The 17,065-nt window shown below is 69.5% G+C and carries 20 protein-coding genes and 2 pseudogenes; 13 read left to right on the plus strand and 9 right to left on the minus strand.

The genetic code is table 11. The features are described 5' to 3' along the window. Positions 1 to 91: 91 nt before the first annotated feature. From ACFWBT_RS09975 to ACFWBT_RS09985, 3 genes are all read right to left on the minus strand, one after another. Positions 92 to 439, minus strand: a complete 348-nt coding sequence (locus ACFWBT_RS09975; protein WP_385697945.1) for a tetratricopeptide repeat protein — start codon at positions 437 to 439, stop codon at positions 92 to 94. A gap of 80 nt (positions 440 to 519) precedes the next feature. Continuing rightward, entirely contained in the window at positions 520 to 960 is a 441-nt protein-coding gene (locus ACFWBT_RS09980; RefSeq protein WP_385697848.1) for a MarR family winged helix-turn-helix transcriptional regulator, read from the minus strand. Further along, a complete protein-coding gene (locus ACFWBT_RS09985; protein WP_385697850.1) occupies positions 957 to 1,472 on the minus strand; it encodes a MarR family winged helix-turn-helix transcriptional regulator in 516 nt (171 codons plus the stop codon). Before ACFWBT_RS09985 ends, ACFWBT_RS09980 begins: the two co-directional genes overlap by 4 nt. A 363-nt stretch (positions 1,473 to 1,835) precedes the next feature. On the opposite strand from ACFWBT_RS09985, the gene ACFWBT_RS09990 reads away from it, so the two are divergent. After that, positions 1,836 to 2,801, plus strand: a complete 966-nt coding sequence (locus ACFWBT_RS09990) for a pirin family protein (protein ID WP_385697852.1) — start codon at positions 1,836 to 1,838, stop codon at positions 2,799 to 2,801. Positions 2,802 to 3,045: 244 nt separating this feature from the next. Here the strand turns inward: ACFWBT_RS09990 and ACFWBT_RS09995 are convergent. Then, a pseudogene (locus tag ACFWBT_RS09995) lies at positions 3,046 to 3,327 on the minus strand (NAD(P)/FAD-dependent oxidoreductase); the annotation flags it as partial. A 362-nt stretch (positions 3,328 to 3,689) separates the two neighbouring features. Here ACFWBT_RS09995 and ACFWBT_RS10000 point away from each other — a divergent pair. Beyond that, positions 3,690 to 4,754, plus strand: coding sequence for a fatty acid desaturase family protein (locus ACFWBT_RS10000; RefSeq protein ID WP_385697854.1), 1,065 nt, complete (start codon positions 3,690 to 3,692; stop codon positions 4,752 to 4,754). Positions 4,755 to 4,756: 2 nt separating this feature from the next. Here the strand turns inward: ACFWBT_RS10000 and ACFWBT_RS10005 are convergent, their stop codons facing one another. The 4 genes from ACFWBT_RS10005 to ACFWBT_RS10020 all read right to left on the minus strand — a co-directional run bounded on the left by ACFWBT_RS10005 (position 4,757) and on the right by ACFWBT_RS10020 (position 7,581). Beyond that, positions 4,757 to 5,578: a hypothetical protein gene (locus ACFWBT_RS10005; protein ID WP_385697856.1), complete on the minus strand. Its 822-nt coding sequence runs from the start codon at positions 5,576 to 5,578 to the stop codon at positions 4,757 to 4,759. Positions 5,579 to 5,636: 58 nt separating this feature from the next. Next, a complete protein-coding gene (locus tag ACFWBT_RS10010; RefSeq protein WP_385697858.1) occupies positions 5,637 to 6,851 on the minus strand; it encodes a ferredoxin reductase in 1,215 nt (404 codons plus the stop codon). A gap of 217 nt (positions 6,852 to 7,068) precedes the next feature. Further along, a complete protein-coding gene (locus tag ACFWBT_RS10015) occupies positions 7,069 to 7,254 on the minus strand; it encodes a hydrophobic protein (RefSeq protein WP_385697860.1) in 186 nt (61 codons plus the stop codon). A gap of 114 nt (positions 7,255 to 7,368) precedes the next feature. Further along, positions 7,369 to 7,581: a hypothetical protein gene (locus tag ACFWBT_RS10020; RefSeq protein WP_385697861.1), complete on the minus strand. Its 213-nt coding sequence runs from the start codon at positions 7,579 to 7,581 to the stop codon at positions 7,369 to 7,371. 383 nt (positions 7,582 to 7,964) lie between these two features. Between ACFWBT_RS10020 and ACFWBT_RS10025 the strand changes: the two genes are divergently transcribed. The 7 genes from ACFWBT_RS10025 to ACFWBT_RS10055 all read left to right on the plus strand — a co-directional run bounded on the left by ACFWBT_RS10025 (position 7,965) and on the right by ACFWBT_RS10055 (position 11,540). Then, positions 7,965 to 8,234, plus strand: coding sequence for a hypothetical protein (locus ACFWBT_RS10025; RefSeq protein ID WP_385697863.1), 270 nt, complete (start codon positions 7,965 to 7,967; stop codon positions 8,232 to 8,234). A gap of 83 nt (positions 8,235 to 8,317) precedes the next feature. Then, positions 8,318 to 8,719 carry an ANTAR domain-containing protein gene (locus ACFWBT_RS10030; RefSeq protein WP_385697865.1) on the plus strand — a complete coding sequence of 134 codons (402 nt, stop codon included), beginning with the start codon at positions 8,318 to 8,320 and terminating at the stop codon, positions 8,717 to 8,719. Next, the gene (locus ACFWBT_RS10035; protein ID WP_385697866.1) at positions 8,716 to 9,072 is read left to right on the plus strand and encodes a PRC-barrel domain-containing protein; all 357 of its coding nucleotides are present in this window, start codon (positions 8,716 to 8,718) and stop codon (positions 9,070 to 9,072) included. The genes ACFWBT_RS10030 and ACFWBT_RS10035 overlap by 4 nt, the downstream gene beginning before the upstream one ends. Positions 9,073 to 9,112: 40 nt before the next feature. Continuing rightward, complete coding sequence (locus ACFWBT_RS10040) at positions 9,113 to 9,472, plus strand: ANTAR domain-containing protein (protein WP_385697868.1); 360 nt, start codon at positions 9,113 to 9,115, stop codon at positions 9,470 to 9,472. A 562-nt stretch (positions 9,473 to 10,034) separates the two neighbouring features. Next, complete coding sequence (locus ACFWBT_RS10045) at positions 10,035 to 10,706, plus strand: PRC-barrel domain-containing protein (RefSeq protein WP_385697870.1); 672 nt, start codon at positions 10,035 to 10,037, stop codon at positions 10,704 to 10,706. A 117-nt stretch (positions 10,707 to 10,823) separates the two neighbouring features. After that, a complete protein-coding gene (locus ACFWBT_RS10050) occupies positions 10,824 to 11,312 on the plus strand; it encodes an Asp23/Gls24 family envelope stress response protein (protein ID WP_385697872.1) in 489 nt (162 codons plus the stop codon). 78 nt (positions 11,313 to 11,390) lie between these two features. Continuing rightward, positions 11,391 to 11,540 (plus strand): hypothetical protein, encoded by a 150-nt coding sequence (locus ACFWBT_RS10055; RefSeq protein WP_385697874.1) that lies wholly within the window; start codon positions 11,391 to 11,393, stop codon positions 11,538 to 11,540. Between the two features lie 366 nt (positions 11,541 to 11,906). On the opposite strand, the gene ACFWBT_RS10060 is transcribed toward ACFWBT_RS10055, so the two are convergent. Beyond that, positions 11,907 to 12,062, minus strand: a complete 156-nt coding sequence (locus ACFWBT_RS10060; protein WP_385697876.1) for a DUF6131 family protein — start codon at positions 12,060 to 12,062, stop codon at positions 11,907 to 11,909. Between the two features lie 606 nt (positions 12,063 to 12,668). Here ACFWBT_RS10060 and ACFWBT_RS10065 point away from each other — a divergent pair. The 4 genes and pseudogenes from ACFWBT_RS10065 to ACFWBT_RS10080 all read left to right on the plus strand — a co-directional run. Continuing rightward, positions 12,669 to 13,127: pseudogene (locus ACFWBT_RS10065) on the plus strand (SRPBCC family protein); the annotation flags it as partial. 155 nt (positions 13,128 to 13,282) lie between these two features. Beyond that, on the plus strand, positions 13,283 to 13,801 hold the full coding sequence (locus ACFWBT_RS10070; protein ID WP_385697878.1) for a hypothetical protein: 519 nt from the start codon (positions 13,283 to 13,285) through the stop codon (positions 13,799 to 13,801). A 112-nt stretch (positions 13,802 to 13,913) separates the two neighbouring features. Further along, positions 13,914 to 15,584 (plus strand): transaldolase, encoded by a 1,671-nt coding sequence (gene tal, locus ACFWBT_RS10075; protein ID WP_385697880.1) that lies wholly within the window; start codon positions 13,914 to 13,916, stop codon positions 15,582 to 15,584. 199 nt (positions 15,585 to 15,783) lie between these two features. Then, on the plus strand, positions 15,784 to 16,968 hold the full coding sequence (locus ACFWBT_RS10080) for a zinc-dependent alcohol dehydrogenase (RefSeq protein WP_385697882.1): 1,185 nt from the start codon (positions 15,784 to 15,786) through the stop codon (positions 16,966 to 16,968). The last annotated feature ends 97 nt before the right edge of the window (positions 16,969 to 17,065 follow it).

Consider the following 17,065-nt stretch of genomic DNA (forward strand, 5'->3'; position numbering starts at 1 on the left):
CAGCGGCGTGCTCGCCGGACTCCCCGGCGGTGGGGCACAGGGGCCGAAAGGCGGCGGACCGGAACCGAGCCTGGCCGAACCCCCGGGCCGTTCAAGCCTGTTCGAAGTCGCCCGCGAGCGCGGACGCGATCCGCAGGTGGGATGCCGCCTCGTCATTGCGTCCGAGGCGCTGCAGCGTGCGTCCCAGCATCAGCCGGGCGTAGTGCTCGACCGGGTCGAACTCCACGAGCGCGCGCAACTCGGTTTCGGCGCGCCGCAGTTGGGCCGAGTGGTAGTAGGAGCGCGCCAGCAGCAGCCGGGGTCCGGTCTGCTCCGGCGCCTCCTCGACCAGTCCGCCCAGCACCCGCGCCGCCGCGGCGTAGTCCTTGGCCTCGAAGAACAGCTGCGCCCGCTCCCAGCGCTCCGCGGCCGTCCCGTGGTCGTAGTACGTCATGTCCACCACTGACCTCCTTCGACGGCCTCAACCGCGCTTGTTGGTTGAATATTCCACGACCTGTCGAGGGGGTGGTCGCGGAGTGGCTATGCCTCGGCCAGTTCCGCGTCGGCGCGCTCGGTGACAAGGGTCAGGACGCGTCCGGCGGCGGCCAGGTCCTCGGCCGGAATGCCGGCGTACAGCCGGGCCGCGATCTCGTTGCCGGCGGTGCGGATCGACTCGAACAGCTCCCGGCCGGCGTCCGTGAGGGACACCTGCCCGGCCGTGGGCTCCTCCAGCAGCTTCACCGCCGTCATCGCGTCGACGGTCCGCCGGGCCGTCGGCTCCTCGATCTTCAGCGCGCCGGTCAGCCGGCCCACGAGCCGGTCGCGCTCGACGGTTCCGCCGTTGTCGGAGACGGCCCGCAGGGCCACGGACTGCTCGAAGGTGGTGCCGCTGCGGGCCAGCACCCGCTCCAGGGCGGCGCGGCTCGCGTAGTGGGCGAGGCCGATGACCTGGCCGTTGACAGGGGGAGGGGAGGTGGTCATGACTGCTCCTTGGGTGAATCCTCGTCGGAATACGGCTCGGCTCCGGTGGCCGGATCGAGCGGTACGTCGAGCAGGGTGGCCAGTTCGCGGCTGAACGCCTGTGTGCGTTCGCCGCCGAGGCCGCCCAGTGGTTCGAGAAGCTGTTCCAACAGGCCCTGGACCACGGTGATCGCGCGGCGGGTGATCACCCGCCCGTCCTCGGTGAGGGACAGTCGCACCGCCCGGGGGTCCGCCGGATCCCGGACGCGGTCGACGATGCGGGCCGCTTCCAGGGAGCGGGCCAGCTTCGACACGTAGAGCGGTTCGAGCCCGGTGTGGTCGGCGAGTTGGCGCTGACTGGGGCGCACGCCGTCCCGGTGCATGCCGTACAGCGACGCCACCAGCGAGTACTGCGCGTGTGTCAGACCCAGCGGGCCCACCGCCCGGTCGACCGCGACGCGCCATTTCATGGACAGCCGCCAGACGAGGAAACCGGGCGTCGCGTTCTCGGATACCGACTTCGCTGAGCTCATGCGAGATACAGTACATGGCTACTATGTCCATGGCTACTATTTCCTGGGATGCTGCCTCGACCCGAGTGTCGAAGCCGCGTCGACAGCCCCCCGAGCCGCCCGTCGGTGGTTCCCCGAGTGGCCCGTCGGTCGCCGCCCGAACAGCCCGTCGGTAGCCCCTCGAACAGCCCGTCGGTGGTTCCCTCGAACGGCATTTCGACGGTCCCTCGAACGGCCCGTCGACAGTTCGCCGACGGGCCGTCCTCCGGCGTACGGACCTGTGGTCCGGGTCCTCGGTCGCCGTGCCGGTTCTGAGCCAAGTGCCCCTCAATGGGTGGATCGATGACCTGACGAGAGGTCCCCGACAGGGCTAGGTTGTGCGCCATGAGCAATCTTGATCGGGAGGCGGTTCCCGCCCTCTGCGGTGGCCGCGGGTTCGTGGTGGCCGAGCCGGTGCGCGAACTCCTCAGCCCCCGCCGGGTCAAGCTCGGCGAGTCCACCGAAGTCCGCCGCCTGCTGCCCAATCTGGGCCGGCGCATGGTCGGCGCCTGGTGCTTCGTCGACCACTACGGGCCCGACGACATCGCCGACGAGCCCGGCATGCAGGTGCCGCCGCACCCGCACATGGGCCTGCAGACCGTCAGCTGGCTGCACGAGGGCGAAGTGCTGCACCGCGACTCCACGGGCAGTCTCCAGACGATCCGCCCGCGTGAACTCGGCCTCATGACCTCGGGCCGCGCCATCAGTCACTCCGAGGAGAGCCCCCGCTCGCACTCCCGCCTCCTGCACGGCGCGCAGCTCTGGGTCGCCCTGCCGGACAGTCACCGGCACACCGAACCGCACTTCGAGCACCACGGCGAACTGCCCGTCGTCACCGCCCCTGGCCTGCGGGCCACGCTTCTGCTGGGCACGCTCGACGGCACGGCCTCGCCCGGAACGACGTACACGCCGATCGTGGGCGCCGACCTGGCCCTCACGAGCGGCGCGGACGTACGCCTGCCGCTGGACCCCGACTTCGAGTACGCCGTTCTCGCCATGTCCGGCGAGGCCCAGGTCGACGGCGTGCCGGTGCTCCCCGGCTCCATGCTCTACCTCGGCTGCGGCCGCACCGAACTCCCGCTGCGCGCCGCGTCGGACGCGGGCCTCATGCTCCTGGGCGGTGAGCCGTTCGAGGAGGAGCTGATCATGTGGTGGAACTTCATCGGGCGGTCCAACGAGGATATCGCTCAGGCCCGTTCGGACTGGATGAAGGGCTCCCGTTTCGGTGAGGTGGTGGGGTACGACGGGGCACCACTGACCGCTCCCGAACTCCCGCCTGGCTCGCTGAAGCCGCGCGGGAGGGTGCGCTGACCTGGGGTTCCAGCTCTAGCGCACGCCTCACGCGGGACGCGGCTGTCCCCGCTCGGCACCCGGTGTTCCCGAGGGGCGATCGCTCCTCAGGAACGCATCGACGGACAAAGCTACGTTCTCAGGTCTGGCCGTCTGTAGACGGGTTTAGTCAGCCTAATGCTGACCCAGTGCTGACTTTCCTGACGGAGCGTCAGCACTATTGCGTTGCTGTCGCAGCTGTTGGAGCACCCGCCCCGGAACTGCCGCTCGCGTGTTGGCCAGGCCGCGGCGGCAGGGCCCAGGGCAGCAGTCGGTGGCGTCGGGTCAGCCGGGTCCAGGCGCGCTCGTACTCGTCCGGTCGCCCGGCGGCCAGGCAGCGGACGACGGCTCCGGAGGTCGCCGGTGCGAGGGCGATGCCCTCACCGGTGAGGGCATCCGGGTAGCCTGCGGCGTCCCCGACGAGCAGGACCCGGCCGGCGGTTCTGCGCCGTACCCGCTGGAGCAGTGGTCCGGCGCCGTGTACCCCGTCCGGGCCGGGCCGCGCACCCCTTGGTCGGATCCCCTCCCTCCGGGGCTGTTCGTATACGCAGTGTCCGCGCAGCGGGGGGTGGCGCTAGGCTGCTTGGTGAGGCCCGAGCCCCCGGCAGCAGCTCAGTTGCTCCGCTCCAGGGAGGCGCGTGGTGCACGCAGGTCTCGACAGCGACGATGTGCCACGCCCCGGTTCGGTGTCGTGGCATCCGACGCACCGTGACGTGATTCTTCCGTCGGCCGGTGGCCGACCGTGGTGAGCGCCGTCCCGAGGTTGCCGACGGTGTCGTTGGCCCGTCTCGCTGACCGGTTCCCCCTGGAGGTCGCGTACGCGACCTGCGTACCGGCGAACTTCATGCCCAGCCACACAAGGAGTCCCCTGTGACTGCTACCGCTCTTGAGCCCCCCGAGGTCACTCTCGGCGAGGAGTTCGGCAAGGAACTCGACCGGATCCGTTCCGAGATCGTCGCCTCGCGCGGCGCGGAGGACGCCCGCTACATCCGTACCGTGATCGCCGCTCAGCGCGGTCTGGAGGCGGGAGGCCGGATCGCGCTCGCCGTCTCGCTCTTTCCGCCCGCCTGGGTGACGGGCACCGCGATGCTCTCCCTCGCCAAGATCCTGGAGAACATGGAGCTGGGCCACAACATCCTGCACGGCCAGTGGGACTGGATGGGCGACCCGGCGATCCACTCCACGACCTGGGAGTGGGACTTCCTCACGCCCGCCGAGGCCTGGAAGCACACCCACAACCACCTGCACCACACCTGGACCAACGTCGTGGACCTCGACCGCGACCTCGGGTACGTCGTCTTCCGGATGAGTGCCGAACAGGCCTGGCATCCACGCCATCTCGCCCAGCCGCTCTACAACTTCCTGCTCGCGCCCCTCTTCGAGTGGGGCATCGCGTTGTACGACCTGGAACCCGATGCCGTCGCCGCCGGCCGCAAGCCGTGGCGTTCCTTCCTGGCCGACCTGACCGGGTTCTTGTCCAAGGCCACCCGCCAGATCGCCAAGGACTACGTGATCTTCCCGCTGCTGGCCGGGCCCTCCGCGCTGCCCTGCCTGCTCGGGAACCTCACCGCCAACACGGTGCGCAACCTGTGGACCCACACCATCATCTTCTGCGGCCACTTCCCCGGAGCCGTCCAGACCTTCACCGAGGAGCACATCGAGGGCGAGACCCGCGGCGAGTGGTATCTGCGTCAGATCCAGGGCTCCGCCAACATCGAGGGCGGCCCGCTCTTCCATGTCCTCAGCGGAAACCTCGGCCACCAGATCGAGCACCATGCCTTTCCGGATCTGCCCAGCAACCGCTATGCGGAAATCGCCCCGCAGGTGCGAGAACTCTGCGAGAAGTACGACATCCCTTACGTCACCGGCCCGTTGTGGCGGCAGTACGGCTCCACCTGGGGCCGCATACTGCGCTTCGCCGTGCCGACCGGCTGAGCTCAACGAGGGGTGGCCTCGGAACTGTTCACGGCACCTTCGCTGGACGGCGCGGACGACGCCGAACCGCTGGGACCGGCACTGGGACCGGAGCTGAAGCCGGGACCAGAACTGGTGTCCGGCGCCGCGCTCACGTCCGGCGCGGCAGGGCTGTCCGTCTGTGGCGCCGTGCCACTGGACGCACCCGGGGTGGGTGTGCGGCTGTCGGCGGGAGCGGGGGTACCGGCCGTGCCACCGCCCACCGAGGTTCCCCTGCCCGGCTCGTTCTTGACCACGGCCGCGACCGGCTTGCCCGCGATCAGCTCCACCGCGGTCACCGTGAGCATCGCCAGGGCGAACACCAGGCCCGTCGCCAGGGCGTACTTCTTCCAGCCGATGGATCTCCGGAGGGAGCCACCCCGATAGGTGGTGACCGACTCACCTCCGGAGGACGTGGAGGACGTGGATGCCGCCTGGCCACCGGGCCCGGAAGGCGGCGGCCTTGCGGCGACAGCCGTGGCGTCCGCCGGTGAACCGAACGCCGCCCGGGCGTCCGCGCGGTGTTCCGCCCGCTCCTCGCCCGGCGTCCTCGGCACCCCTACGGGCGGCACCCGGCTGCGGATCCCCTCGCCCGTCCGCCGGAAAGCATGTGAGAAGACCGCTGCGCCGGTGGTCGCGCTGGTACTGATCACGGCTGCGCCGATGATCGTCCCGGTCACCCCCAGCAGGGACGCCAGCACCGCGCCGACCACCGTCGCGAGTGCGCTCGCCACCACCTGCACAAGAGTCAGGTCGAGGACCTTGCGCTTGGGCGCCCGTAACTCTTCGGTTCTGCGATTTCTCATCGGTCAATATCCCTTGACGTTCCTTCAGCGGTGCGGACGGCGCAACGGGACGGCTGCCCTAGAGAGCGAGGGCGAGCGGGCCTGCCGCGCCATTGACGCAGGTCTGGATCAACTCGCCCGGTGCACCGTGCAGTTCGCCGGTCCGCAGATCGCGGACGCGGCCGTGGACCAGCGGGACGAGGCAGCCGAAGCAGATCCCCCGGCGGCACCCGTACGGCATCGCCACACCCGCTGTCTCCCCGGTCTCCAGCAGCGGCACGGACGCGGACGCGTCGGCCTCGATGCCGCTGCGCTCGAACCGGACCCAGCCACCCGGCGTCGCGTCGGCGTCCGCCGACGGTACGAGCACCGGCCGGAAACGCTCCACCCGCAGCCGTTCGCCCGCCCCGGCCGCCGCCCAATGCCGCTCCAGCGCGTCGAGCAGCCCGTCCGGACCGCAGGCCCAGGTCTCGCGGTCGGACCAGTCCGGGCAGAGCACACTCAGGTGCTCCGGGACCAGCCGGCCCACAGTACGGGTGTACCGCGCGTGAACGCTCAGCCAGGGCAACCGGGCTGCCAGCCCGGCCAGTTCGGCACGGAAGAGGAACTCGTCCGGGCCGGGTGCGCTGTGCAGGAGTACGACGTCGGGAGCGGGCCCGGGAAAGCGGCGGCCCGCCAGGGTGCGCAGCATCCCCGCCACCGGGGTGATGCCGCTGCCCGCCGTCACCATCAGCATCCGCGGTGGCAACGGATCCTCCGGCAGCGTGAACTCGCCCTGCGCGGGGCCCAGTCGGAGCACGGTACCGGGACGGGTCCGGTGAACCAGGTGCGGGGAGACCCGGCCGCCGGGATCTTCCTTGACCGTGATCGTCAGCGTCCGGGCCTTCGGTGCCCCGGTGAGCGGCGGGGGCGAGGTGATCGAGTACGTACGCCCCTGCCGTACGCCGTCGATCTCCACCCCCACAGGCACGTACTGCCCGGCCCGGTGTCCCGCCCAGCCGCGCCCGGGACGGATCTCCAGCGTGGCGGCCCCGGCGCACTCCGGACGTACGGCGACCACCCGGCCCGCGGGATGGCGCGCGGACAGCAGCGGGTCTATCAGGCCGAGGTAGTCGTCCGGCGCGAGGGGAGTCGTGAAAGGGCGCGCGAAGGCGCCGGCAAGCCGGCCCGCCGCGGTCAGTGCACGGCCGCCGCCTCGGTAGGCGAGACCGGCGAGAGCGTCGAAGAGGTCGGCCGTCGTACCGGAGACGGCCGACGGCATCGACGGGAGGGCCAGTGTGCGCAGAACCGGCATGGGCAGGAACCCCTCTCATCACAGGGCGCACGCGGGCGCCGAGTGCGTCCGGCGGATCGGCTCGTCGGGCACATCGCGGCGGCGGTGTCGGTGGTGAGCATGACAGCCTTCTCCGGCCCTCGGCTCGTAGGCTGTTCGGCTTCGTTTGCCGGCATCTCTCGCGCGCGATCGCCGTACAGGCCGTCGTTCTCGCGGGCGGGAGAGCGTCTGGCGTCGACTACCTGCGACTGCGGCCGTACCGGCGGCTACCACCGCCGCCGCGCCCGCCGCCGCGCCCGCGCATCGCGAAGCCGGCGATCCAGACGACCAGCAGTACGGCGGCGACCCACCAGAGGGCCTGCATGGTGAAGCCGAACCCGAACACCACCAGGATCAGCAGAAGGAGAAGAATCCACAGGATCATTGCCGGGCCTCCAGATCGCGGGAAGTTCCTGATTCCGCGGGGTCCAGGCGAAGCGGGAAGGTGGAATGCTGCCCGAACGATCGGGAGTTGCATAGCCCTACGCCGTGCTGTCAGTCAACGCCCGACAACCTCACTTGTCAACGCGGTCTCGGCACGGGGGAGTTCTGCGAGCTGGGCAGGGGCGGCTGGGGTGAACGGAACCTCGGCGGAGGCTTCGAGCGGCTCGGCCGGCCGCGTCGGCAGGACATAGTCCTCCCACCAGGACAGGCCCATGACGGTGGCGAGGAGGACGAAGGGGACCGATGCCGGAACGATGAGTACGTACATGCGTGCCACCTGCGGTGGGATGCGTGCGAGGCGGCGGGCAGCAGAAGGGGAGGATGCCCGCATGGGGCGCATTGTGGCCGTGCCGGAGCGGCGTGGCGACGGTGGGTGCGGGAGCGGCCCGTTGGGGGCGGGGTGGGTTCCGGCACTGATGCGCGAGGTGCGCCCCGAAGGAGCGCGAGAGGTGATCGACGCTGCCGGGGGCTCGGGCCGTACCACGCACGCTAGTCCTCGCCGGGCTCCCTGGACAGACGGCAAATGGCCATCCGGTCCCGGCGGAGCACGCCGACGGGGCCGCTATCCACAACCTTTGGGGAGGACTAGTCTGTTTGAACTGACCCCGGCCCCCGGCAGTGATGCCTTGTTCCGCTCCGGGGAGGCCCGCCGTGTTCGTCCTGCTTCTCATTGCCGCTCTGATTTTGTTCGGTTTCGGGTTCCTCAACCCCCTCTGGTGGCTGGCCGCGGCCGTGCTGATCCACAGCGTCACCCGGCACGGCCATGACCGTGGCAGAGCCCGGGGCCGTGGCGGCGGGTCCGACTACGGGGAGTACCGGGACCGCCGGGAGCGTCAGGACCGCTGGGGCCGTCGCTACAGCCGTCAGCACCGGGCGCGTTGGAGGCGCGAGGACCGTCGGGACCGCGAACGCCGCGGGTGACGGATGAACCGGCCTGGCATCCAGAGGCTCCGGGACGGCTCGGGCCACATCGGACGCACCGCAATCGTCGAGAGGTACGCGCCATGCACCGCACAACCATGCTCCCAGAGGATTGGTGGGATCTGACGGCCGAGGCCTCGGTAGAGGACCCGGCGGGTGAGGATGTCGTGGCGCTGCGCGCCGAGGTCGATCAGCTTCGGCGGACGCTGGCCGGCCGTACGGTGATCGATCAGGCGTGCGGCATGGTGATGGTCCTGGCCCCCTGCCGCCGTGGGCCGGCCAGGAACCTGCTGGTGGATATGTCACGGCAGTGCCACACCGGTCTTCCGGAGGTGGCTGCGGCCGTGGTCGCCGCCTGGGAGGGTGAGCCGCTCTCGCGGTTGATGCAGCGTGCACTGCGGCGTGCGTTGTGGCGGCTCTACGCGGAAGACCGGGGGTGCGACTCACCACCGGCGGGTGAGCCGACCCGAAGGGGGAGGCCATGATTCACGCAGCCGACGTCCGGGAATGGCGCAACTGCGACGTCGTCGATACCGAGGGCCACAAGATCGGTGTGCTCGAAGCGGTCTATGTGAACACCACCACGGACGAGCCGGCCGTGGCCACGGTACGGACCGGACTGCCCACCCGGCACCGTCTGCTCTTCGTCCCGATCGATGATGCGATCGCCGGGCCGGGCTATCTCAAGGTCGCCTATGCCAAAACGCTGGTGAAACAGGCTCCTTCGATCGGCACCGACGACGTGCTGCCCGCCGAACAGGAGGAAGCGATCTTCAAGCACTACGGACTGGCCTACAAGCCCGGTGCGGCCGGAGAACGGCAACTGGCGCGCCGTTGACCGCCTGTGGACAGGATGACTGCCCTGTGAGGTACGGACCATGCACCCGGTGACCACGCCCCGCGAGGAACGGCGGCTGTTGACGGCCGTGGCTTCGGCGGAGGAAACGGCTCTACTGGCCGAGGTCGTCGAACTACGCGCCAGGAATGAGCAGTTGGGGCAGGCGATGGCGAGCCGTGAGGTGATCGACCAGGCGCGCGGCATGGTGATGGTCCTGGCGCCGTGTTCCAGCGGCAGGGCCTGGGACCTCCTGGTGGACGTGTCGCAGCACTGCAACATCAAGCTCCGGGACGTGGCTGCGGCGCTGGTCGCCACGACGAAGGACGAGAGGCTGCCGGAGCCGATACGGCGGGAGCTGCGCCGGGGGCTGCGGCGCCTTCATCCGGCAGACCGGCGGTGACGGCATCCGTGCCCGGCGGGCGGCACCGGGAGCTGTGAGCTCAACTCTCCGGTGCCTTCGTCCGCAGCGGGTGGCTTGCCGCGGTCCGGGACATCGCGGACAGCCCTGCCCCGCTGATCGGCAGCGTGGCCACGGCCGCGGTGCACACGTCGATCACGCCGACCCGGGCACCCCGCCGGGCGGCCGGCTCGGGTCGAACGGTCTGAAGACCGTCCGGCAGCCGGCGCCGTGGTGCCGGATTCCCGGCCCCTCGTGGCGCGCTGTCGGCAGGGGCGACGTTCGGGGGAGTGGAAGCGAGGCCGGTCCGACAGCCTGTGCGTCACGCCGGGCACCCGGTTTCCTCCAGGGATGGGCCGGGTGACGGACGAAAGGTCCACTACCTGCGCCATCTGAGTCGGAAGGGGCTTCGGGTGACGGAGCCCCCCTCCTGTGACGCCCTCCGAGAGGGCTGTAGCGGACCTGCGCAAACAGGCTCGATAGGGGCAATTAGTCGGCATTAGTGGGTTTTCATGCCTTTCTAAGGGTTACGCGGAAGATGACCAGAGGGAGGCAGGAGGCCAGGATGATCACCCAAGGGCAGATTGCCGCCGTGCTGGACCACTCGGTGTACGACGTCGACGGAAACAAGATCGGCGACACCAGGCATGTCTTCCTCGACGATGCGACCGGCGAGCCCGAGTGGGTCAGCGTCAAGACCGGGCTCTTCGGCACCAGTGAGTCCTTCGTTCCCACTCGCGAGGCGACCATGGTGGAAGACCATCTGGAGGTTCCTTACGTCAAGGCCACCGTCAAAGACGCCCCCAACGTGGACGTCGATGCCGGGGGTTTCCTCTCGGTGGACGAGGAACACCGCCTCTACGAGCACTATGGCATCGCGTGGGACGAAGGCCGGGGCTGGCAGCAGGTCGTCAATCAGCCTGACCAGGGCGGACAAGGCCCCGCTGGCTCACGGACCGTCGCCGATGCCACCGAAGGCGCTTGGCTTCCCTGCGGCAGCACCACCGCTTCGGGCCTCGCCCGCAGCGGCAAAGAGAGTCCCGACACTGACTCTGCCCTCTCCGACAGTTCGGAAGACGGTGTCGTGATGACGCGCTCTGAGCAGGAGCGCGCTGGCACGAAAAGCCCCGCAGCGGGGCAGGCGCGGCTGCGTCTGTACGCGGCTCCCGAAGGGCGGCGACAGGGACGCCCCCTTGCTCCAGACGGGGCGAGTCCAGTCCGAACCCGGGCATCGTAACCGAGGCGGACTCGCATTCCGGAGCGGTTCCTGTGCGGCTCACCGCAGGGTGCAACGACATGTACAAGCTTTGGATGGGCACCACGCAGGTGTCCCACACCGATCGAGGCGACCGCCATGACAGACAACATCACCAGCGTCGGCGGAGGCAGCCGGCCTGACGCAGAAGTCAGCCCGCTCAAGGGGCGCACCGGGGCCGGAGCACCGGCCGGGACACGGGGGAAGACCACCATCGCGGACGGCGTGGTGGCCAAGATCGCGGGCATGGCCGCCCGTGAGGTGCCGGGCATCCACAGCCTGGGAGCGGGGACGGCCCGCGCCTTGGGCGCCGTGCGGGAACGCGTCCCCGGCGGAGGCGGAGGCGGAGCCACGCGAGGGGTGAAGGTCGAGGTCGGCGAGCGCCAGGCCGCCGTCGACCTGGACGTCGTCGTCGAGTACGGCGTCTCCATCGTCGACGTCGCCGGCGAAGTGCGCACCAACGTGATCAGCGCCGTGGAACGGATGACGGGACTGGAGGTCGTCGAGGTGAACATCGCCGTCGACGACGTCCACCTCCCCGACGACGAGGACGAAGAGGCTGAATCGGACGAGGGCCGCGTGAGGTGATCGACCGCCGTGACCCACGGCCGTGTCCCCTGCCTGGGCGGGTGATCATACGGACGATCACGCTCGCGCGACGGGTGAGTGCATGATGAACGCAGCCACGACTGCCTCACGGCCGGCGTGGCCCTGGGCTGGGCATTCCTGCTGGTTCTAGTCCTGGGCACAGCCGGGCTGATCGTCGGCCTCGCCGTGCAGGGGGACCTCGACCTGCGTACGCGGAGGCAGCGGTGAGCACCCGACCCGGCTCCCCATCCCTTGGGCCCGGGCAGCCGGGCAAGTAGGCGGCCGGTGGGCCCGGGCAGCCGGGCACGCCACGCAAGTAGGCGGCCGGAATGACACCCGACCCGAGCCCTCCCGCCCACAACAACGCGCCATCCGCGCACCGTGCCACAGCGCCGTTGACGAAGGAGCCCGAGGAACCAGGGGTTCGGGCAGAGCCCGCTCTGCCCGAACACCCCGCGCCTCCATCGAACCTGACGGCCGGTGAGGACGGCGGCGGGCATCGGACACACCGCCCGTGATCCGCGCGCCGTCTTCCGGCCGCGCTGGTCGCCTCGGTCGTTCCCGTGGCGGCGAATGACCGGACAAGAGCGGTCACTACCAGTAGTGGCGTCGTCCGCCGACCTCGCGTCCCATCGCTCCCAGAATCCACAGCACGATTCCGATCACGACCAGAACGACCCCGATGGTCCAAAGGATTCCGATGCCCGCGACGAGGCCGACAACGAGCAGGATGACTCCGAGGATGATCATGGTTTCCTCCGATGACGGGACGTCGTCTGCGGGCGTCCCCATCACTGGTGGCGAGTCCCCGTCTTCCCGCGAGACAAACGAGGACTCGGCCGTCCTCGGAGGGAGCGGGTCGTCGCCGGCCTGGCTGCCGTGGCTGTATGCGCCCGGCTGACGCGGTGTTGGTCAAGGGCGGCCGGGATCGGAGACGAGGCGTCGGCGGACACGGTCCGCCTATGTCGCGGGATTCGCTCCCACGGCCTGCCGAGCATCGAAGCGCCGTCTCACCGTGGCCTCGACTGCACGCGAACGGTCTGCCTCCCAAGGGTGGAGCCCGGTCGGGTGGGTTCACGATCCTTCACGGTCACACTCCGGTGCGAACGGCCGTCGGGGCCCGTGCGGAGTCTTCCGACGGTCATCTGGCGTGTGCCGTCGGCCTTCGCTCTCCCCACCGTCTTGTGGTCATCCGTGAGCAGTCAGTTGCGTCCATCGGGCTTTGGATGTGCGCGACGGCGAGTGGCAAGCCGTCGTGGTGGCAGCAATGACGCCTGAGGTATTGCTGCGCATGATGCCGGTACAGAAGGGTACGCGACGGTATTGACCCATTCGTAGATATTTCAGAGGTTTGTCGTGGCAATTCGACACCAAGTGATCGAGCAGCCCCCTGACGCCGTCTGGGCGGTTCTGGAGGACGCCGAGCTCTACGCCGACTGGGTCGTGGGGACCTCTGCGTCCTGGCCACTGGACACTCGGTGGCCGCAGGTCGACGCGGCGCTGGCGTATCGCGTGGACCTGGGTCCATGGACGCTCGAAGGGCGGACGGTGGTCCGCCGGGTGGAACCGCCCCGCCGGCTGGAGCTCGAGGTCGACAGCGGTCGCCTGGGTACCGCGCGCATCGCCATTGAGGTACGCCCCTGGGGCGGACAGGCTCTGGTCCTCGTGGATGAGCACCCGCTGCGCGGACCGGGAGGAGTTCTGCACGCAGCCCCCCTCTATCTCCTGATCCAGCTGCGGCACCGCAGTATGCTGCCCCGCCTTGCCCGAACCGTGGAGCGCGTCGCCTCGGCGGCATCCGGCAGCACATCCAGGGCCACGGCGGGAGGCAGGGCGACCAGTGGCCGGGTTGAGAGGCTGAAGCCCACATCACGTCCTGCGCGCGGCCGGCCCCGCGACGAACAGCTCAAGACGCGCTCCTGCCGCAAGACCGCCATCGACCCATGCATCCGGGGCGGAGGGAGAGAGCCATGAGCAGTCACATGTCCGTGGACGACAGGTGCGTCAGCGCATTTTGGGAACTGAAGGGGAAGCGGGAAGTCAACACGGTGATCTACCGGCTGACTGACGCCTTGGACACCTGTGTCGTCGAACGCCAAGGCAATCTGACGCACGACGAGTTCCTGTCGGCCCTGCCCGCGCACGAGCCCAGACTCGTCGTCCACGACCTGGCCTTCGCAACGGCGGACGGAGCACGTCGGAACAGGATTCTGTTGATCTCCTGGCTGCCGCGAGGAATCACTCCCCGGCGTGAGGCTGCCAACGATCACGCCCATGCCGCTCTGCTGGAGAGCCTGGACGGAAGCCCGTTGTCCGTGCGGGCCACGGACTTGGCGGAGCTGGACTACCGCCGCCTCGTCTCCCAGGCACGTGCAGGAGCACTGCGCCGTGGCGTCCCGGGAAGCATGAGCGGATCCACCATCTCCATGGGACAGGCCGGCGCCCTCGCCGAAGGCGCGCAGTCCGCGTCATCGAGGCGATCCGTGTGAGACATCGACAGGAACGAGCCCTCGCCCGTCCCGCCCACTCGCGAGTGCTTCCGCCGGTCGGCATACCGGACAGGTGTGCCGACCGGTGTCCCCTACCCTCCGGAGGTCTGGCATGACTTCTTCCATCGCGTCCGATCCGCTCGCCGAGCTGTCCGCCGCCGGAGTGTCGGTCTGGCTGGACGACCTGTCCCGTGAGCTGCTGTCCCGGGGTGAGCTGAAGGAGCTGATCGCGGACAAGCATGTCGTAGGGGTCACGACGAATCCCGCGATCTTCGCCTCCGCGCTGTCCAAAGGGGACCGTTACAGCGAGCAACTGCGCCGGCTGGAACGTGAGGGAGTGAGCGTGGACGATGCCATCCTCGGCCTTACCTCCGACGACGTACGGGCAGCCTGCCAGGCGCTCGGCCCGGTCTACCTGCAGACCGGCGGGAGCGACGGTCGGGTCTCCATCGAGGTCGATCCCCGGCTGGCGCGGGACACCGACGCCACGATCGGCCAGGCGCGGAAGTTGTGGGAGACCGTCGACCGGCCGAACCTTCTCGTCAAGATCCCGGCCACCGGTGAGGGCTTGGCCGCGATCACCCGCGTCATCGCCGAGGGCATCAGCGTCAACGTCACCCTGGTCTTCTCCCTGGAGCGCTATCGCGCGGTGATGGACGCCTACCTGGCCGGACTGGAGCGGGCCAAGGCCGCCGGACACGACCTGGCGGACATCCACTCCGTCGCCTCGTTCTTCGTCTCCCGCGTCGACACCGAGGTCGACCGTCGCCTCGACGCCCTCGGCACCCCCGAGGCCCAGGCGCTCAAGGGCAAGGCCGCGATCGCCAACGCCCGGCTCGCGCACCAGGCGTACCAGCAGTTGACCGCCGGGCCCCGCTGGCAGGCCCTCGTCGCGGTCGGCGCCCGTCGGCAGCGGCCTCTGTGGGCATCCACCGGGGTCAAGAACCCTGCCTATCCCGACACGATGTACGTCAGCGAACTCGTCATCGCGGGCACCGTGAACACCATGCCCGGCGCCACTCTGGCAGCGTTCGCCGACCACGGCGCTCTGCCCGCCCGCCCGCCGGCCGCCGATGTCCACGCCGACGCGGCAGCCCATTTCGAGGCGCTGGAGCGTGTCGGGGTCGACTTCACGGATGTCACCGACACCCTCGAACGCGAAGGGCTCGCCAAGTTCGAGGACAGTTGGACCGAACTCACCGCCTCGGTGGACCGGGAAATGCGCGCCGCTGCCACCACCGACGAGTCGGGAACCTTCCGGGCGTCCCCGAAGAAGGCCTCGGGGAGCGCCGACCTTCTGGAGATCTACCTCAACGACCACCTCTCCGGCGCGACCGCCGGACTGGAACTCTTCCGGCGGGCCGCTCAGACTCAGCAGTACCGGGAACAGGGCACCACGCTGGCCGAATTGGCCCATGAAGTGGAGCAGGACCGTGATTCGCTGACGCAGATCATGGCCGACCTCGCGGTGCCGACCGCCTACACGAAAGTCGCCCTCGGCTGGCTGGCCGAAAAGGCAGGCCGCGTCAAGCCCAACGGCCATCTCTTTTCCCGTTCCCCCCTCAGCGACGTCCTGGAACTGGAATCCATGCTGCTGAGTGTCCAGGGCAAGGCGGCCTGCTGGCACAGCTTGCGAGCCCTCGCGGAGACTGACGGGCGGCTCTTCGCCGAACACCTGGACGTACTTGTGGAGCGCGCCGACCGACAGTCCGCCGTCCTGGAACGACTGCGTCTCGCTGCCGTCGGCTCCGCCTTCCGCTGCGCCCGGACCTCCTCCGGGTGACGGTTGCGGTCCCTCCCGGCTCCCGTGTCTCCGGGGCAGGAAGGAATGTCCACCCGTCTGACCGTTATGTATCAATTGCGCATGTGGGGTACTCCCTGAAGCGTGACTCCCGGCGTTGGCCATCGCCACCTGGGCGGGGGCTCGCGCAGGATGCGGGACCGTGATCGGTCCGAGTCGCGCAATGTACTGAGGAGGATGCATGAAGGCGTTGGCGTGGCACGGCAAGAGGGACGTACGAGTGGACACGGTCCCCGATCCCGAGATCCAGGATCCGACCGACGTGATCATCAGAGTGACGACGACCGGGCTGTGCGGGTCCGACCTGCACCTGTACGAAGTCTTGGGACCGTTCCTCGACGCCGGCGACATCCTGGGTCACGAACCGATGGGGATCGTCGAAGAGGTCGGGTCCGAGGTGGTGAACGTACGCGAGGGCGACCGGGTCGTGGTTCCGTTCAACATCTCCTGCGGTACGTGCTTCATGTGCAAGCAGGGCCTGCACTCGCAGTGCGAGACCACCCAGGTCCACACTCAGGGAAGCGGCGCGTCCCTGTTCGGGTACACCAAGCTCTACGGCCAGGTCCCCGGTGGGCAGGCCGAGTACCTGCGCGTGCCGTTCGGCAACACCCTGCCCATCGCCGTCCCTCCGGGTCCTCCGGACGACCGGTTCGTGTATCTGTCCGATGTCCTGCCGACCGCGTGGCAGGCCGTCGACTATGCGGCCGTCCCTCCCGGTGGCAGCGTCGCGGTGCTGGGCCTGGGACCGATCGGGGACATGTGCACCCGCATCGCCGCCCATCGCGGAGCCGGGACGGTCATCGGGATCGACCTGGTGCCCGAGCGGCTGGACCGGGTGAAAGCGCGCGGAGCGCACACCCTGAACCTTGAGGAACACGGAGACGGCATCGTGGAAGCCGTCCGTGACCTCACCGACGGACGCGGCCCCGACTCCGTCATCGACGCCGTCGGAATGGAGGCCCACGGCGCCGCGGTCACCCGGGCCGCCCAGCAGATGACCACTCTGCTGCCCAGCAGGCTGGCTGCCAAGTTGATGCAACGCGTCGGCGTGGACCGCCTGTCCGCCTTGTACCTGGCCATCGAGCTCGTCCGCCGGGGCGGCACGATCTCCCTGTCCGGTGTCTACGGAGGGATGGCCGACCCCCTGCCTCTGCTGACCATGTTCGACAAGCAGATCCAGCTACGCATGGGCCAGGCCAACGTCTGGCGCTGGGTGGACGACCTCCTGCCCCTGCTCACCGACGCCGACTTGCTCGGTGTCGAATCCTTCGCGACCCATCGCCTGCCGCTGGAGCAGGCGCCTGACGCCTACGAGATGTTCCAGAAGAAGCAGGACGGCGCGGTGAAGATCCTCTTCAACCCCTGATCGACTGCCCCGAGTTCACGTCCTGCAGCGGGCGACGACTGCGCACGCAACGGCTCAGGCCGGCCAGCGCGATGCCGTCCAACGGGCCTGCTCGCGC

This window comes from Streptomyces sp. NPDC060027, assembly GCF_042737005.1.
Taxonomy (GTDB): Bacteria; Actinomycetota; Actinomycetes; order Streptomycetales; family Streptomycetaceae; genus Streptomyces.

Bases quoted from the DNA above. Each gene is read 5' to 3' on its own strand.
- ACFWBT_RS09980 (WP_385697848.1), bottom strand. From the start codon at position 960: ATGACCACCTCCCCTCCCCCTGTCAACGGCCAGGTCATCGGCCTCGCC.
- ACFWBT_RS09985 (WP_385697850.1), bottom strand. From the start codon at position 1,472: ATGAGCTCAGCGAAGTCGGTATCCGAGAACGCGACGCCCGGTTTCCTC.
- ACFWBT_RS09990 (WP_385697852.1), top strand. From the start codon at position 1,836: ATGAGCAATCTTGATCGGGAGGCGGTTCCCGCCCTCTGCGGTGGCCGC.
- ACFWBT_RS10005 (WP_385697856.1), bottom strand. From the start codon at position 5,578: ATGAGAAATCGCAGAACCGAAGAGTTACGGGCGCCCAAGCGCAAGGTC.
- ACFWBT_RS10010 (WP_385697858.1), bottom strand. From the start codon at position 6,851: ATGCCGGTTCTGCGCACACTGGCCCTCCCGTCGATGCCGTCGGCCGTC.
- ACFWBT_RS10015 (WP_385697860.1), bottom strand. From the start codon at position 7,254: ATGATCCTGTGGATTCTTCTCCTTCTGCTGATCCTGGTGGTGTTCGGG.
- ACFWBT_RS10020 (WP_385697861.1), bottom strand. From the start codon at position 7,581: ATGTACGTACTCATCGTTCCGGCATCGGTCCCCTTCGTCCTCCTCGCC.
- ACFWBT_RS10030 (WP_385697865.1), top strand. From the start codon at position 8,318: ATGCACCGCACAACCATGCTCCCAGAGGATTGGTGGGATCTGACGGCC.
- ACFWBT_RS10035 (WP_385697866.1), top strand. From the start codon at position 8,716: ATGATTCACGCAGCCGACGTCCGGGAATGGCGCAACTGCGACGTCGTC.
- ACFWBT_RS10040 (WP_385697868.1), top strand. From the start codon at position 9,113: ATGCACCCGGTGACCACGCCCCGCGAGGAACGGCGGCTGTTGACGGCC.
- ACFWBT_RS10045 (WP_385697870.1), top strand. From the start codon at position 10,035: ATGATCACCCAAGGGCAGATTGCCGCCGTGCTGGACCACTCGGTGTAC.
- ACFWBT_RS10050 (WP_385697872.1), top strand. From the start codon at position 10,824: ATGACAGACAACATCACCAGCGTCGGCGGAGGCAGCCGGCCTGACGCA.
- ACFWBT_RS10060 (WP_385697876.1), bottom strand. From the start codon at position 12,062: ATGATCATCCTCGGAGTCATCCTGCTCGTTGTCGGCCTCGTCGCGGGC.
- ACFWBT_RS10070 (WP_385697878.1), top strand. From the start codon at position 13,283: ATGAGCAGTCACATGTCCGTGGACGACAGGTGCGTCAGCGCATTTTGG.
- tal (WP_385697880.1), top strand. From the start codon at position 13,914: ATGACTTCTTCCATCGCGTCCGATCCGCTCGCCGAGCTGTCCGCCGCC.
- ACFWBT_RS10080 (WP_385697882.1), top strand. From the start codon at position 15,784: ATGAAGGCGTTGGCGTGGCACGGCAAGAGGGACGTACGAGTGGACACG.